Origin of the sequence: Caryophanon latum (genome assembly GCF_001700325.1) — a bacterium.
GTDB classification, from domain to species: domain Bacteria; phylum Bacillota; class Bacilli; order Bacillales_A; family Planococcaceae; genus Caryophanon; species Caryophanon latum.
On sequence record NZ_MATO01000019.1, the window covers coordinates 1 to 14,758 of the forward strand.

Annotated in this window: 14 protein-coding genes and 2 pseudogenes; 7 read left to right on the plus strand and 9 right to left on the minus strand. The window is 41.0% G+C overall.

From position 1 onward, the window contains the following. Positions 1–38 precede the first annotated feature (38 nt). The 3 genes from A6K76_RS05205 to A6K76_RS05215 are packed head-to-tail and all read right to left on the minus strand — an operon-like array spanning position 39 to position 3,265. A complete protein-coding gene (locus tag A6K76_RS05205) occupies positions 39–521 on the minus strand; it encodes a hypothetical protein (RefSeq protein WP_066462810.1) in 483 nt (160 codons plus the stop codon). Further along, on the minus strand, positions 511–1,359 hold the full coding sequence (locus A6K76_RS05210; RefSeq protein ID WP_066462812.1) for a hypothetical protein: 849 nt from the start codon (positions 1,357–1,359) through the stop codon (positions 511–513). The genes A6K76_RS05205 and A6K76_RS05210 overlap by 11 nt, the downstream gene beginning before the upstream one ends. Positions 1,360–1,363: 4 nt before the next feature. After that, entirely contained in the window at positions 1,364–3,265 is a 1,902-nt protein-coding gene (locus A6K76_RS05215; RefSeq protein ID WP_066462814.1) for a hypothetical protein, read from the minus strand. Positions 3,266–3,504: 239 nt separating this feature from the next. Between A6K76_RS05215 and A6K76_RS05220 the strand changes: the two genes are divergently transcribed. Next, entirely contained in the window at positions 3,505–4,941 is a 1,437-nt protein-coding gene (locus tag A6K76_RS05220) for an SH3 domain-containing protein (RefSeq protein WP_066462815.1), read from the plus strand. 147 nt (positions 4,942–5,088) lie between these two features. Here the strand turns inward: A6K76_RS05220 and A6K76_RS05225 are convergent, their stop codons facing one another. Beyond that, positions 5,089–6,021, minus strand: coding sequence for an aminoimidazole riboside kinase (locus A6K76_RS05225; protein WP_066462816.1), 933 nt, complete (start codon positions 6,019–6,021; stop codon positions 5,089–5,091). A 536-nt stretch (positions 6,022–6,557) separates the two neighbouring features. Between A6K76_RS05225 and A6K76_RS16480 the strand changes: the two are divergent. Together A6K76_RS16480 and A6K76_RS16750 are read left to right on the plus strand one after the other, a co-directional pair. Beyond that, positions 6,558–6,677, plus strand: a pseudogene (locus tag A6K76_RS16480) (methyl-accepting chemotaxis protein); the annotation flags it as partial. Positions 6,678–6,712: 35 nt separating this feature from the next. Beyond that, positions 6,713–6,877: a hypothetical protein gene (locus tag A6K76_RS16750; RefSeq protein ID WP_169817985.1), complete on the plus strand. Its 165-nt coding sequence runs from the start codon at positions 6,713–6,715 to the stop codon at positions 6,875–6,877. An 84-nt stretch (positions 6,878–6,961) separates the two neighbouring features. Here A6K76_RS16750 and A6K76_RS05230 read toward each other — a convergent pair whose 3' ends face one another. Together A6K76_RS05230 and A6K76_RS05235 are read right to left on the minus strand one after the other, a co-directional pair. After that, complete coding sequence (locus A6K76_RS05230; protein ID WP_066462817.1) at positions 6,962–7,291, minus strand: hypothetical protein; 330 nt, start codon at positions 7,289–7,291, stop codon at positions 6,962–6,964. 450 nt (positions 7,292–7,741) lie between these two features. Further along, positions 7,742–8,323: a hypothetical protein gene (locus tag A6K76_RS05235; protein ID WP_066462818.1), complete on the minus strand. Its 582-nt coding sequence runs from the start codon at positions 8,321–8,323 to the stop codon at positions 7,742–7,744. A gap of 561 nt (positions 8,324–8,884) precedes the next feature. Between A6K76_RS05235 and A6K76_RS05240 the strand changes: the two genes are divergently transcribed. After that, positions 8,885–9,916 (plus strand): S-layer homology domain-containing protein, encoded by a 1,032-nt coding sequence (locus A6K76_RS05240; protein ID WP_066462819.1) that lies wholly within the window; start codon positions 8,885–8,887, stop codon positions 9,914–9,916. Between the two features lie 107 nt (positions 9,917–10,023). Here A6K76_RS05240 and A6K76_RS05245 read toward each other — a convergent pair whose 3' ends face one another. Beyond that, positions 10,024–10,311 carry a DUF3221 domain-containing protein gene (locus tag A6K76_RS05245; RefSeq protein WP_066462821.1) on the minus strand — a complete coding sequence of 96 codons (288 nt, stop codon included), beginning with the start codon at positions 10,309–10,311 and terminating at the stop codon, positions 10,024–10,026. Positions 10,312–10,422: 111 nt separating this feature from the next. Here A6K76_RS05245 and A6K76_RS05250 point away from each other — a divergent pair, with 111 nt between their 5' ends. From A6K76_RS05250 to A6K76_RS05260, 3 genes are all read left to right on the plus strand, one after another. Further along, positions 10,423–12,093: an N-acetylglucosaminidase gene (locus A6K76_RS05250; RefSeq protein WP_066462824.1), complete on the plus strand. Its 1,671-nt coding sequence runs from the start codon at positions 10,423–10,425 to the stop codon at positions 12,091–12,093. A 179-nt stretch (positions 12,094–12,272) separates the two neighbouring features. Further along, positions 12,273–12,962 carry a Crp/Fnr family transcriptional regulator gene (locus tag A6K76_RS05255; RefSeq protein ID WP_066462825.1) on the plus strand — a complete coding sequence of 230 codons (690 nt, stop codon included), beginning with the start codon at positions 12,273–12,275 and terminating at the stop codon, positions 12,960–12,962. 12 nt (positions 12,963–12,974) lie between these two features. Further along, positions 12,975–13,619, plus strand: a complete 645-nt coding sequence (locus tag A6K76_RS05260) for an HAD family hydrolase (RefSeq protein WP_066462827.1) — start codon at positions 12,975–12,977, stop codon at positions 13,617–13,619. Positions 13,620–13,713: 94 nt separating this feature from the next. Here the strand turns inward: A6K76_RS05260 and A6K76_RS05265 are convergent, their stop codons facing one another. Together A6K76_RS05265 and A6K76_RS05270 are read right to left on the minus strand one after the other, a co-directional pair. Continuing rightward, positions 13,714–14,007 carry a hypothetical protein gene (locus A6K76_RS05265; RefSeq protein WP_066462829.1) on the minus strand — a complete coding sequence of 98 codons (294 nt, stop codon included), beginning with the start codon at positions 14,005–14,007 and terminating at the stop codon, positions 13,714–13,716. Beyond that, positions 14,007–14,705: pseudogene (locus A6K76_RS05270) on the minus strand (ParA family protein); the annotation flags it as partial. The pseudogene A6K76_RS05270 and the gene A6K76_RS05265, both read right to left, overlap by 1 nt. Positions 14,706–14,758: the final 53 nt, after the last annotated feature.

Genomic DNA, 14,758 nt, shown 5'->3' on the forward strand with positions numbered 1-14,758 from the left:
CAGTTCGATTTAACGCATTAAATTATTTTAATGCGACACTAGTGGTTGAAAATATCTAAGTTCTCAAAAATAAGCTCATAATAACGCGACTTCGGCAAATATAGCGTCGTCGCATCTTCAACGTATTCAACCGCGAGCACGCATTTATAAATGTAGTTTTCCCAGTCGAATTTTTTTAGCACAATGTTTTCGAAATCGCGCTCGCTTTGTAGCACTTGTGGATAGTGCTCGATAATATACGCTCGCTTGTAGCCGACAAGGAGCGAATGCCAAAAGCGCTCATTTAAATGAATGTCGCGGTCGATGTTTACATAATGCGCCCCGAGTATATGAAACGCCTGTAAAAAATCTTCGCGCTTTTTCGACTCAAGCCCTTTTGCCATATAAATCGGAAAATCAGGCGCTGCTGGCAACGTCACAACCTCGTCTGAAAAAAACGATTCATCGAGCTCTCCTGCAACGAATGCCTCATATAGCTTTTCGTCCTTTTTGTAGCTTTCGTGTAATAGCTTAATCTTCATTCGCAATCGCCTCCTGCACAGCGGCAACGTATTTTTCAATGAGGTCATGTGAAATGCGCGCAATGACTTCATCTAATTCATCGATCGTTAACTCGCGCACCGATTTATTGCGCATTAACGTATACAGTTTAAAATCGAGTAAATCTTCTGGCGGCGTCATGTTCGTAATATCGACTATATCGTCCTCTGCATATGTCTCGACGAAGCGGTGCAGTGCGATGCGCAGCCCTGTATACAAATACGGATTTAAAAATGCACTACCTTTTGAGACAAATTGGAACTGCATTTGTTCATTGCGGAAATGAATAATGATACATTCTGCTCCGAGCTCGAATTTAATCGCACACGGCAACGTTGGATCAAGCCGCTTTTCAAAAAGCTGTAGCGGATTTTTCATTCCACCTTCAAACGTCACGATGTTTGAATAACCGAGCATCGCATATTTTGGCACCGTAATGGACGACTTCAAGCGATCATAAAATGCGCTAAGCTCGTCATTTGTATGAAATGCAATCGCATCTGTTGCGACAATTTGTAGCTGAATCGACGTGCGGTTAGACAATGACATGCGCTGCTTCGGTAACGCGACAAATAAATCGTTTAACGAGAGTGGGAAAAATTTTGTATCTTTTGATTGAATGACGACGATGTACTGCGCGCGCCCTTCATGCAACAAGCGCTCTAAAAAATGAGACGTCATCGTTGGCTCAAAGTAAAAACGGTATTGTCCACCGTCCTCCTCAAATGTCACCTTTAACGTAAAATCACTTTCCTCATACGAAAACGATGTCGACGAAAGAATCGGATATGGAAAATTGGCATCCTGTTTATAAATCATGTGCTTACACCTCTACGTAATAAACAAATTTTAATGTGCGGTTATATGTTGGTAATAACGAAAGCCGCAGCGACACGATACCACGCTCAATCGGTACACCTTTAATGACATCGCGCGTAATTTCACACGGTTTTTCGGTAGAAGCATCTTCGGCATGTGCATAGTTTTGCAATAAATCAAACTCGCCGACACATTCCTTCCCCATACCATCAATGACGTTCAGCTTAATGTTACACCACTTTTTATTGCCAACTTCCTCATTGCCTTGTAAATTAATGCGAATGTATTCCTCATTTGACAGCAACAAACGCTCGACGCGGTATGCATTAATTTGATATTGATCGAGCGGCTCTTGCTCCTCCGCCTTTCCGTCCCCATCATGTTTCGCCTTACTCGTGCGGCGTACACCTGTAGGCGATGCGTTCGTCGGTCGCGCTTTCTTTTCACGCGGCTTGCGCTTTTCCTTTCCTGGTGCTGTATCGTCCGCCTCACCGTTATGACTCGTCACGACGTTTAAGCCGTTTTGAATTTTCACTTTGCCAAAAGATTTCGCCAAGTTCTCTTTAAAATCAATTTCCGTCGTATATAGTACGTCCGCTGTATTCATTTGCCCGTCAACAGGATTTCGACGGCGTATTTCTTCCTCAATCACTTGCACAATTTCCTTCGTCAGTAATCGAATAAACTTGTTCGCCTCGCGCTTTAACTGCGGATCCTTTAAACCCTCACTTGAAATTTTCGTATGCGATTCATTTTCAAGCGACTTTAAATACGTATCTTCCTCGGTCCCACCGATCAATACTGCATTATAAGGCTTCGTCGCATTATTTTTCGCCGCAAAATCTTCAATTTTCATGCCGATTGTGCGCACGATGCCGACGCGACCTTTCGCAATTTGCTCGTCGTATTGGAAATATAGCTGAAACGTCAAAGCGGTGTCACGATGCGGAATCGTAATTGTGCGCGGCTCCTTCGTCATAAACGTATTGACGTAAAGCGGCGTAAACACTTTTTTCATCATCGGCACGCGCTGTTCATAATATTGCTCCTGCTTCACAATATGCTCAATCGAAGTCGCATCAATCGTTAAATCGTTCACATGCACAATGAGCTTTCGCTGCAAAATGGCAATGAAAAAACTATCGCACACTGCACGAATGACCTCCATTTCGTCGTAAAAGCTTTCTCGTAAAAACGGAATGACAATTTTGAGTCCGCGCGTATTTTTTTCAAACACATGCCCGTACGTATTTTCATACGGCATAAACGTCGTCTGTTCCAGCTTCGCAAAATAACCTGTCGAACGGTAATACGCATCGTGATAATAATGCTCAATTAATTGAATCGTGCCACCTAAGTGCTGCTCTCCATTTGCATCACAGTTCGCAAAAAACATTAAATGTAAATCCGATGCCGCATTCGACGCAATTTTTCCGACACCGTGCGAGCCACCACGCGATGCTTCAAACGCTTCATCTTTTTCTTCAAAATGCACGCCTTTGTTATACGCATAAATGCCCCACGTATGCTCTGGATTGTTGCTTTGTCCGTACTTCGCGCCGGTCAATCCTTTCGTATGCGCATCTTCAAACGAAATGTAACGCACTTCCTCATCAAGCATCGACGCTTTCATATGCGCAATCGTTTCTTTCGTATAACTATTGCGCCCTTCTAAACTGTTAATGCGCGTCACAATTTCCTCAACTCCTGGAATGTGCGCTCGCTTCATCATGCCGAGCTGAATCGTTACAACGACCGGCTCTTCACTATTTGGCAAACGCCCGTCCAGCGAGTTTTGAATGTTTTCACGCGTCAGCCCTGCTACACCTAAACTGTAAAAACGCTCTAGCACTTTATTGAAATTCGATTCCTCAATGTTCGGAATTTTTGAAAACTGCCACTTCATTACTTCTCACTCCACTCTATTTCACATACGTTTCATTGTAGCGATATAGGTCGTATAGATCAAACGAAAAAGGTGTTTGAGCAAATATACTCAAACACTCAATTTGACGTTAACATTGAAGTCAATACCTACCTTGAATTTCCTATTACATTTTTACATACTTAAAAAAGTTTTTCTAAAAAATGAAACTTTTTTGCGTTTGCTCCGTCAGTACGGCATCAAAAGGAGGAAAAAACATCATGAAACAACTCATTATTAGCATTCTCTTCACCGTACTTTGTATCGTCGTTGCACCTGCAATGGCAAACGCCAACGAAGTACGACTTGTTACAACTGACACATTGCCAATGAAACAATCGGACGCGGCAGATGCCAAAACGATTCAAATATTAACGAAAGGTCAGCACGTTACAGTACTCGATGGCTCCGTGTACGCAAACGGCATGGAAGGCTACGTCGACCTAACAAAGCTCGGTGACGTCATCGCATCGAACATCGCTGTATACGAGCCGACATTCACCATTTTAAAAGTAAAAGATCGATTTACGATGAACCGTAACGGCAACGTGCGCACATTCGAAAATGATGCATACGTTTACCGTGCTAGTTCTTATTTCAACACGAAAATTTCACATGCGGACGATGTAGCGGATTCATATTTAACGCGCATTCCGCCAACACCGCGCGCATCGAAATCAAAGCTCGTTGTAAAAGACGGCGCTTATCGTACAGCGAACACATTGCTCACATTACCTGCAAACACAGTCGTTGAATCATACGGAACATTACCAGGCGGTTGGCGCATTATCCGTTACGGCGATACGATTGGATTTGTAACAGCCTCTGTTATGAATGCGATCAAGCCCGTAACATCATACGTCACTGTGGAAGGGCTCGCGCTTCGTGATCGCCCACATAGCAAGGACGGACGCATCTCCTTCTTTTTAACGAAAGGTACAGAAGTAAAAGCGTACCCATCTGCAAGCGGTTGGTCATACATTGAAGCTGGTACACTCGGCGGCTACGTACAAACCGACTTGCTCGTTACGAAAAAAGTCGCAAAATCGACAGTGAAACGCGAAGGTACACCGATTCATCTCGGCGCTGTCAAATCATACGTCACAAAAACGACGCGCCATACAGACGACAACCGAAAAATTTATTTCAAACATTCGTTGAAGCAATTTGATCCAACGACGAAAAGCTATGTGAACGCAACTGCAATTCAATATGCAGGCGAGCCAACGATGTACCGCACTGCCAACGCGGTCACGTTCGAAAGTGTCAAAGCCGCCATTATGCTATCGAAAAAATACCGCACGACGTTTTCAGCTGACTGTGCCGACAATGCGCCCGTTTGTCACGAAAACAAAGGTACGTACACATTCAAGCATAGCGGCGAGCCAATCGCTAACATTCATCAAGCGAATGTCAAAGTTGTCGGCGAACGCATGCAATTTGTCATCGACGACTACGTATACGACGAAGCGAACGCAAAAGGCATTTCCACTTGGACGTTCGACTTTAACACAACGACAAAAAGCTTCACACCACTTGCGACAACATTCGTCGCAGGCGGCAATCGCAACGAACATGACAGCTCTTGGAAAGAATACGACGATTACAAGCAACTGATCACACGCTGGTACGCCGAGCCGAAATATTTGTTGCCTTAATATAAAGAAGGAACTGCACGCAAATCGATGTGCAGTTCCTTTTTGTCGTTTCATTGTGAGAAAACGTAATAGCAATCCAATTCAACATTTCATTTGACTTCTATTTTAACATCAATGTTAATATTCAAATCAAATGTAATGTAGCATTTATTTATGCCATTCATATACTTCTTCGCTCGTCGGAAGCCCTGTCATCGCCCCTTTTTTCGTCGTCGCCAGCGCCCCGGAAATATTCGCTAACTTCAAAATGTCTGCCATTTCTTCATCTGAAATTTCCGTTAACGATTTTCCTAACGTATCAATATAGTACAAAATGCTCGACATAAACGCATCTCCTGCGCCGGTCGTATCAATGGCTGTTACGGAAATCCCGTCCACTGTTGCAACTTGTCCATTGAAGCGATACATGCAGCCTCGCGCACCTAACGTAATAAGCAATAACGGCACGTTTGGTAATTTCTTTATCCCTGTCTCTACATCTTCACAATCTGTTAAAAATAATAACTCTTCGTCCGATAGCTTCAAAATGTCCGCATATGGCAACGTCGCATGAATGACGTCTTTTGCATGCTGCGGCGATTGCCATAAACGAAGGCGCACATTCGGATCATATGAAATGATGAGTCCGTTTGCCTTTGCAAGCTCAATCGCACGTAATGTCGCTGTTTTGGAAGGCTCGTGAATGAGCGAAATCGAACCGAAATGAAATAAACGATGCTCGTTAAATAATGCCGCATCTATTTCTTCAGCCATTAATTGCGCGTCTGCACTTTGTTCAATATAAAAATGAAAATCACGCTCGCCCGACTCCGATAACGTCACAAACGTTAAGCCCGTTCGTGCACGTTCATCAAATTGCATCTTCGTCTGAACTCCATAATTTTTCAACGTCTCATATAAAAAATGTCCTAGCACATCATCGCCTACTTTGCCGATAAATGTCGCCTTTCCACCGAGCTTTGCAATACCGACACTCACATTCGCCGGTGCGCCCCCAGCTGCTTTAATATACGTATCATTTTGTGCACTCGTTGGGATCATATCGACAAGCGCTTCTCCTAAACAAATTATGCCATTCATAGTTATCATCCTTTCTATACACATTGTAGCATGCTCATTTTTAAATCAACATTAACATCGAAGTCAATTTCACATTTTTTTAGCATTCAAATTTAATGTTAAAGTTAAATTAAAATTTGAATTCAATCTTTTATTATATATTTCCAAGCGTGTTGATTAGCCAATCAATTGGCAGAAGCGTATTGCGGCTCGCTTACTGCCATTAATATGCAGCATTTATTTCCAGATGGTTGCTAAAAACAACCGATTTCACTGTATATAAATGGCTAATCAACAGACCTGATATATTTCAATCAAAAATATTTACATATGTTTACCGCTGCTTCATTTATGTTTTTTTAGAAAAACGAAGATTCACAGTTTACACAAGCGGAGGATATTGCAGCAAGTAAAAAACGTTATTTCGAATCATTTAAAGAAAATGAACGCGACGTAACAAAGCGGCTAAATGATAGCATTAAACCGCGTGAAGTAAAATTGCAGCTGCCTCCTCTGCAAAAGAAAGCGCGAACGAAACACAAATTGTTTTAACACTTATTCGCACAATCGCAGACCGAACAAATTTGCTCGGCTTAACTGCAGCGAATGAAGCAACACGGGCTAGCGAACACGGGAAAGGCTTTAGCGTCGTCGCCGATGAAATACGTAAGCTTGCAATGCAACACGTAATATCGTAACAAGTTTAGAAACGATGAAAGATTTAATCGAAACGATTTTAATACATATGGACAACATGAACACGTTAATGACGAAGCAAGTAACACTCGTGTCAAACGTCAGTGAATCGGTCGAAGCAATAGATGAACGTAGTCACAACTTAAAAAGAATTTCCACAGCAACATTAAATCTTTTATAAAATTCAACGTTGACATCAATTTCGATATTAAAAATAAGGTGTGTACGAACAGCAATATGAACGCCTAGTACACACCTTCTATTTTTATTTTAATACTCGATATTTTTTATAAACGTAACCATCCAACTCCATTGTCGAAAACGAATGCTTCATATGAGGAGACCAATTTGGAATAACGGTTTGACGCACTACTTTCAAACGATCTAGCTCAATGAATGTTCCACTGCGCTCACATGCGATTAAATATACGGTCTGTTGCTTTAATAACGTATTAATTACGCCTGGCAATAAATCGCAAAATATATCCCATAAATAAAATGTTTTCGATCGCTTCGGTAATTTAAACACTTCATAAATAACGTCATCTCGCTCTGCTAACAAAGTTAACACTGCTACTATTTCTGCTTCTTTCATCTAGTTCCACCCCTTATAAGTATATACGAAGCAGTTATGTAAGAGATTCAATCATACACATTGTATGCACGACTTTTATGTTTTCATAAAAGTTCATCATTGACTTCAATATTAATTGCAATATGAAAATCCACTTCGATATTATGTACAAAGTGATTGAAATTTACAATGCGAATGAGGCTCGAAACAAGAGGTGGACTCCAGCGAGAAAAGCGTGCCTCAATGTGAAGAGCCGATGAACAAAACTCGAAAATACATTCACCGTCTATCTAGAAACTATTTTCTAGCCGCCTGCAACGATTGAAAGCGATGCGAATTTTCAAGTCCAAATAGCATTTGATCTAATACACAGCCTTAAAATCAATCCATTTCATCTATTTCCGACATATAATAAAACTGATGATTTTGTTTTTTACATTTAGACTTAGTTATTGCGTTTTTAGACATGTTCTAATCTTCCCAGTAAAAAATCGCATCCCACACGATGTATTGACCTTTCCTACGTGACAACGTCGGAATATTTGCCGCAAACGATAATGGCGCATCGACGTCCTCTTTTTGCAACAGCGTAAACTGATATTTCATAAACAGTCGCACTAAGTCGTTATATAGCTCCTGAAACTTCTTATCAATATGTAATTCATTTGGATCATCAAGCATCGAATGACTACCACCTACTCGTTTCCCCGAAGCATCAACATACGTAAATTCCCATGCGTTCCCACCAATCGCAATCACTGGTGCTAGCCTGCTCACAAGCACATTTAAGCCAATCCGCTCCTCTTTTTTCTCACCATTTGTTTCCGTAATCGTTACAAACTCATCGCGATAGCAAAACAGTTGAATGTATGACGCATAGCCACTGCCAAAATGATTACTGTCGATTGTATAACGAATATGCGCCCTCGACATGTCTGCAAGAAGTCGTTTTAAATAATGTACGAGTGTCTCATCGTCGTTTTCCGAATACGGATATTGCTCACTCACTTTTTGTTTCCGAATCATCGCCTGTAGCTGCTCCTCTGTAAACATATACAACACCTCTCTTATTGACTGAATTTTCGAATCAATCATAACATACCATTTTTTAAAAACTAACGTTGAAGTCAATGTTAAAATCCATTTTAATGCTAGTTTCCATAGCAATGACGATATGTATAATAAGCTCTCCTTCTGCTCGGCAATGAGACAATGTTTCGCGATAGCAAGCTAACGATGATGAGTATTTCATCGTGTAACATTACTTATAATAATAGTTCTCACTAAAAAATGATACGTACTTCGTTTACCTCATAACATGAAAAATAGTTTATTCATTTACACTTACGCCGGCTATGTATACATATTCATTTATTTTTAATGTTAATGTTGACGTCAATTCCAAACATGATTTTACCTTTATTACTTCACTTTCCGTCGAGTTTTTTAGCTCATTCATTTTTTTGACATCGTAACTTATTTTATTTTTCCTCATATCATTTTGCCTTTACTGCTTCAATTGCTCGCTTAAAAGTCCATGTACAATAAATTGACATTTCTCTATGATGAAATCACATGTTATTTAAAAAATGATCTATTGGAGGCACATACATAATGTTTACAAAGAAAAAAAAGCGCGCTCTTGCGACATTTACCGCGGCAGCACTTTTATCTTCCATCGCTGTACCGTACGTAGTAGAAGCAGCTGAGCCGACGACGCGACAAAGCATCTCTTACAGCATGGTTGCTGATCCGAATGGTCCGATGGCTGATTTCATTACAAATTATTTAAATCCGTATTTTTCAAACGCACAGCACGTCGTAATCGATGGCAAAAGCTTCATTGAACTAACGTTAACAGAAAAGGCATACGGTTTTTCACAGCTTCAATACGCTGATGCAACGGGGAAATTCGTTGACATTGATGTCGTAAGTTCGACTGGCGAAAAACTAGAGCAAGTGCGCGTCGTTCGCTTACCACTCGTTCAACACGAAAATGGCGTTACGAAAATTTTCGTCAACTCTGGGGAATTAGGCTACGGTGCTTACACGTTATTTTTCACATTTAACGTACAAAAAGTAAATGCACCGAGTCAGGCAAATCCGTTTACAGATATTGATACGCTATACAGTAAGGACGATATTTTAGCGCTATACGCGGCGGGCATTACGACTGGGACGACAGCGACAACATTTAGCCCGAACGCCAATGTTACACGCTCACAGTTTGCCGTTATGATTGCACGCGCACTCGGTGTAACGTCAAATAATCCAACACCGTTTACAGACGTACAAAATAAATGGTTCATTAAAGAAGTGCAAGCATTAGCTGAGCTTGGCATTGTTACGGGAGCAACGGCGACAACGTTCCAGCCAGGCAATAACGTCACACGCCAACAAGCAGCTACAATTCTTTATCGCATGCTAAAACATAAAGGCTACAAAAGCACAACGACTGCCGCATCACTTACATTTAACGACGCTGCACAAATTTCAGATTACGCAAAAGAAGCGATTGCGGAGTTACAAGCACAAGGCATTATGACGGGCAGCAACGGCTACGTTAATCCGAAAGCAAATTTAACACGTGCGCAAATGGCAAAGCTGTTAAAAAATACTGCTGATTTAGTTGGATTGCTTGATTAAATTGCACACACAAAATTGAAGTCAATATTAATGTCAAATTTGTATTCAAATCCAAAGTTAATATAAAAGCCCTCGTTGCTGTACAATAAGCAGCGAGGGCTTTTAAGTCATTTATGTTTAACATCGATCGTCTTAATTTGTGCCGGGTGTGATTCCATAATCGTTCCGTCATACTGTACGGTTACAACATCACCGACTGAAAATGTTTCGTCTTCATTCACTGACAAATCAACAACAATATCCATATTCCCTCCACCGATTACCGCATCTACAATTGCTTGCTCACCGGTAATCGATACAATGGTGCCGTCAAAGAAAAACTGCTCCTCTTTCGTCGCGGACATGTACGCTGCAACTATTGCAATGACGAGTACAACAACTAGCCACTTTTTCATTGGAATCGCATCCTTTCAAACGTGCTTTCTTCTTTATACGTTGTTTCGTCACAAATGTTTCAGCAAAGTACACCTAAATACAATGTATACTTGTCAAAAGGAGGAATTGCATTGAAGCAACTATTATTATATTGCATATTAACGATAACATTTTTTCTCGGTGCGCCGACTATACTTGCCGCACTCAATGACGAGGCACTAAACGTTTCGCCGACGAAGGAATGGACGATTACGTTTAGTGACGTCGTAAAACAATCGACCGTAAACGACCAGTCGATTTACGTAACGAACGCAGCAGGAGGAACAGTTGACGTAACGTATGACATAAACGGCAACACGGTCATCGTTACACCTGTTACACCGTATGAGCGCGGCGCTACATACACGCTCAGCATTACCGAAAGCGTTACAAATGAAATGGATTTACCGCTACAGCAGCCAGTCGATAAGCCGTTTACAATTGCTTTGCCATTTGTAGCAGCTTCAGCTGACGGCGAGGCGATCGCATCATTTACAACATTCGCCGAAGCAAAAGCGGCATTACCGGAAAACGGCTTCATTACTGAAAACGACCGCGTCATTCATATGACAAAAGGCGTTGTCGTAACGACTTCATTGACGACACTCATTTACGGTCATGAGACGATGCGAAAAGAATATGCCGGCGTTACGCGACATACGGAGCTGCTGTACGTCGATTCGACAGACAAATATGTCAAAGTGCTACACGCAGGTGAGCATTTTTACGTTAAGCATAGCGATGTGAAGCTGTTGCCAAATGAAAGTTTGAAATCCTACTACGTTTCAGGTAATTCAGGGCTTGGGCATGTGTTATACAACCACGTAACGAACACATCGTCATCTTACATTATAGGTAAAGCTCCAAGTTTCTTAACAAAAGGAAAAGCATACTATAGCACAGACGGTCATCATTTCTACGATAGCGAAGGCACATTTGTCGGCGAAAGCTATAACTATTTCCAATACGTGTCACCGCGCGTAACTTCGTCTTATAGCGCAAAAGACATCGATGCATTCATTATGCGTGAGCTAGAAGCAAAAGAAAAAAGCGGTGTGAAGCGTTACGAGCATGCGACGACAAAAAGTGCGTTAATCGGCTTCGGTAAAACGTTAAAGCAAGTCGAGCAGGAAAAACGTGTCAATGCATTGCTATTACTCTCATTAGCTATTCATGAAGGCGACTATGGCATGAGCTGTCACGCACTGCATTACAACAACACATTCGGCTTTAACGTAACGGACACAAACGATGCATGCGACCGAGCAAACGTCGATACGTCGAACAAAAAATATTACGCATCGATTGCCGATAACGTACATGCCGTTGTCGACAGTTTACATGAGCGCTATTTAAACCCTGCACATTTGCAGCCTAATTCGACAAACATTCAATATAACGGTGCCGCTTTCGGTGACAAGCTAGTCGGCATGAACGTGCGCTACGCAACTGACCCGTACTGGGGAGCAAAAACAGCCGCGCATATGTACAAAATCGATCAAGCATTAGGTGGCAAAGACTATAAAGCGTATGACGTCGGTTTTACGACAAAACATGACGTTACACTGTACAACGAAAATATGGCGAGCGTGTATACGTACGCTTACCGAGAAGATACGAAACGATTCGGCATCATGCCTATTACACTTTCGAAAACACCATCGACAAAAGACGGCTATGTACGTGTCGTATCCGAGTTAATGAACGACAGTGAAGATGTGTACATTGAAAGCGATTATGTACGAATCGTTCCTACACATTAAAATTACATTCATCGTTGACATCAATATTAATATCAAATTTAGCACGATACAGCTGTTTCTTTAAAAGAGCTGTATCGTTTTTTCTATTGGCACACTGCTGCAAACAATTATATTCATTTCAGACATATGTCCTTTCTGTTAAACTAAACATCATGTATCGTAAAAAAGGAGACAGGATGATGAATGCATTACAAAATGAACAAGCGATCGCAAACTATAAAACACGAATTCAACAAAAATATGACGTCGATGTTCGCCTGCTTGAATGGTATGTCGTTCAGCGTGGACAATGTATATGCAAGCAAGGTTTTCCACTACACTATTTAGCGTTTCTCGTTAAAGGAAAAGTAAAAATTCATATGACATCAGAGGAGGGCAAACAGCTCATTGTTGCGTTTAATACGCCGCTTGAGCTATTCGGTGACGTCGAGCTCGTTCAGCAAATCGATACGCTACATACAATTGAGGCAGTGACAGACGTTCATATCGCTGCATTGCCGTTTGCGACTGCACATCAACTGCGAAAACAAGCAAGCTTTAACGACATGTTACTGCAGTCAATTAGCCGCAAATTTGTGACGAAATCGATGACGTTATCGTTTCACTTAATGCATACGGCAGACGTCAAACTCGCTAGCTATTTCGCGGCGATTTCTCACGATGAACATGGCAATTTTAATCAGCCGCTCATTCCAAAAAGCGAGCTAAAAATGATTGCCGAGTTTATTGGCATTACCGTTCGTCATCAGAATCGCTGTCTCGAACAATTTGAAGCAGAAGGAATCATTCGGCGTATACGAGGCTTTGTCGAAATTATTGACGAACAAAAGCTACGACTGTACGCAAAACATATGTATGACATGCAATAGGAGGAGTTATAAATGAAAGCAATTATTTTTGATTTTGACGGCACATTAGCTGATTCTGGGCAATGCGGGCAACTCGCTACACAACAAGCGTTTGAAACATGTGGCTTAACTGTTCCGACAAAAGAACAAATCGATTATTATATGGGCATTCCAATTGAGCAATCATTTCAAGAGCTAACAAATCATTCATTAACAGACGAACAGTTCAATAATTTGTTAAAGCAATTTCGTGAAGCGTATAAGGAGCTCGAGGAACAAACAATTACAGCATTCCCTCATATGGCAAATGTTTTGCAACAGCTGCAATCAATGTTTTCATTATTCGTTGTATCGAGTAAAAAAACAGACGTCCTTTACCGCAATTTACAAAAGCTTCAGCTCGATACGTTTTTCACCGATTGGATTGGCTCAGATAACGTAACCCATTATAAACCGCACCCAGATGGCATTTACAAAATTGCTGAACGACACGGGCTACAGCCTTCACAATGCACCCTGGTTGGCGACGCAACGTTTGATATTCAAATGGGAAAAGCTGCAGGCTGTAATACAATTGCAGTCCATTGGGGCAGTCACGAAGAAGCTGAACTACGACGTGAACAGCCAACGTTTTATGCGTATGAAACACGTGATCTAATAACCATTTTAGTAAAATAAATCGACTTCAATTTCACATTCAACGTTGAAGTCAACTTTAAAATCAAAACAGCGTGCAATCCTTGAATTCAAAGGGTTACACGCTGTTTCTTCATTACTCAGATTCGAAATATAAGTCTAGTAACTCATTAATTAAATCTGATTTTTGCCCTTTTTCTTTCAGCGTGTTAAAGCGCTTATAGTTTTTTGGCGTTAAGTAGACTGTCACTTGTTTATTCGATTCCTTCTTCTTCGCCGCTAAACGCTGCTTAATGAAAGCTGTATTTAAATGCGGCTTATCTTCACTTACTTCAGCTGTAATTTCTGCTGCTGGCTCCTCTACATTACTAAGCAATGCATCTATGCTACTGCTTCGTGGTAATGCATTATTTTTCGGTTCGCGTGCCATTACTTAATCTCCTTCCATAAATCAAAATACTCTAACACATGATCACTTTTCTTCTTCGTTAATAGCGGTGGTAATGCCTCGTAATACACGCTGTTTGCGATTTTAATTGTGTTTGGGATAAATGTCTTTAAATAACGTTTACGGCTCGTTTGGACAAATGTACGTGCAGTTCCAATAATTGACGCATGAATATTCGTTTGAGTCTTCACTTTTGTCGCAAATACACCACCAAACGTCGCACTCGGATTTTTTTCCTTAAACGAATCAAATGCTCGAATCGTTTTCCCGACAGATCTTAGCGCATATGTTTCTGGCTCAAATGGCACAAATACTTCGACATTATCAACCATTAGCACATTCGATACCATTAACGAATAGCTTGGCGGAGTATCAATGACAATATGCGTATAATATTGTGCAAGCTCTCGACATACATCACGTAATAGCGTAGTCGGATTACGATAAATATCTAAATTCGTTAAAATCGTCATCTCTAGCAAATCACAGCGCTCATTCGACGTTAAACAATGAATATAACGCTCGTCATTTTGTCTGTACAGCTCATGTATCGTATGTTCAATTGCCTCAAAACCTGTTACATTTTCTCCATCCTCATTCGTATAACCAAGCATCGCTGCACTCAAATCTTCATTCTCTGACAATAAATCAGCATCTAAACCAAATGACGTAAAAATATTTGCCTGTGGATCCCATAGCCATCAAGTTAAGAAAATATGTTTGAAAAATGAAG

Bases quoted from the DNA above. Each gene is read 5' to 3' on its own strand.
- A6K76_RS16750 (WP_169817985.1), top strand. From the start codon at position 6,713: ATGAAAGATTTAATCGAAACGATTTTAATACATATGGACAACATGAAC.
- A6K76_RS05235 (WP_066462818.1), bottom strand. From the start codon at position 8,323: ATGTTTACAGAGGAGCAGCTACAGGCGATGATTCGGAAACAAAAAGTG.
- A6K76_RS05220 (WP_066462815.1), top strand. From the start codon at position 3,505: ATGAAACAACTCATTATTAGCATTCTCTTCACCGTACTTTGTATCGTC.
- A6K76_RS05240 (WP_066462819.1), top strand. From the start codon at position 8,885: ATGTTTACAAAGAAAAAAAAGCGCGCTCTTGCGACATTTACCGCGGCA.
- A6K76_RS05255 (WP_066462825.1), top strand. From the start codon at position 12,273: ATGAATGCATTACAAAATGAACAAGCGATCGCAAACTATAAAACACGA.
- A6K76_RS05215 (WP_066462814.1), bottom strand. From the start codon at position 3,265: ATGAAGTGGCAGTTTTCAAAAATTCCGAACATTGAGGAATCGAATTTC.
- A6K76_RS05245 (WP_066462821.1), bottom strand. From the start codon at position 10,311: ATGAAAAAGTGGCTAGTTGTTGTACTCGTCATTGCAATAGTTGCAGCG.
- A6K76_RS05205 (WP_066462810.1), bottom strand. From the start codon at position 521: ATGAAGATTAAGCTATTACACGAAAGCTACAAAAAGGACGAAAAGCTA.
- A6K76_RS05230 (WP_066462817.1), bottom strand. From the start codon at position 7,291: ATGAAAGAAGCAGAAATAGTAGCAGTGTTAACTTTGTTAGCAGAGCGA.
- A6K76_RS05265 (WP_066462829.1), bottom strand. From the start codon at position 14,007: ATGGCACGCGAACCGAAAAATAATGCATTACCACGAAGCAGTAGCATA.
- A6K76_RS05260 (WP_066462827.1), top strand. From the start codon at position 12,975: ATGAAAGCAATTATTTTTGATTTTGACGGCACATTAGCTGATTCTGGG.
- A6K76_RS05210 (WP_066462812.1), bottom strand. From the start codon at position 1,359: ATGATTTATAAACAGGATGCCAATTTTCCATATCCGATTCTTTCGTCG.
- A6K76_RS05225 (WP_066462816.1), bottom strand. From the start codon at position 6,021: ATGAATGGCATAATTTGTTTAGGAGAAGCGCTTGTCGATATGATCCCA.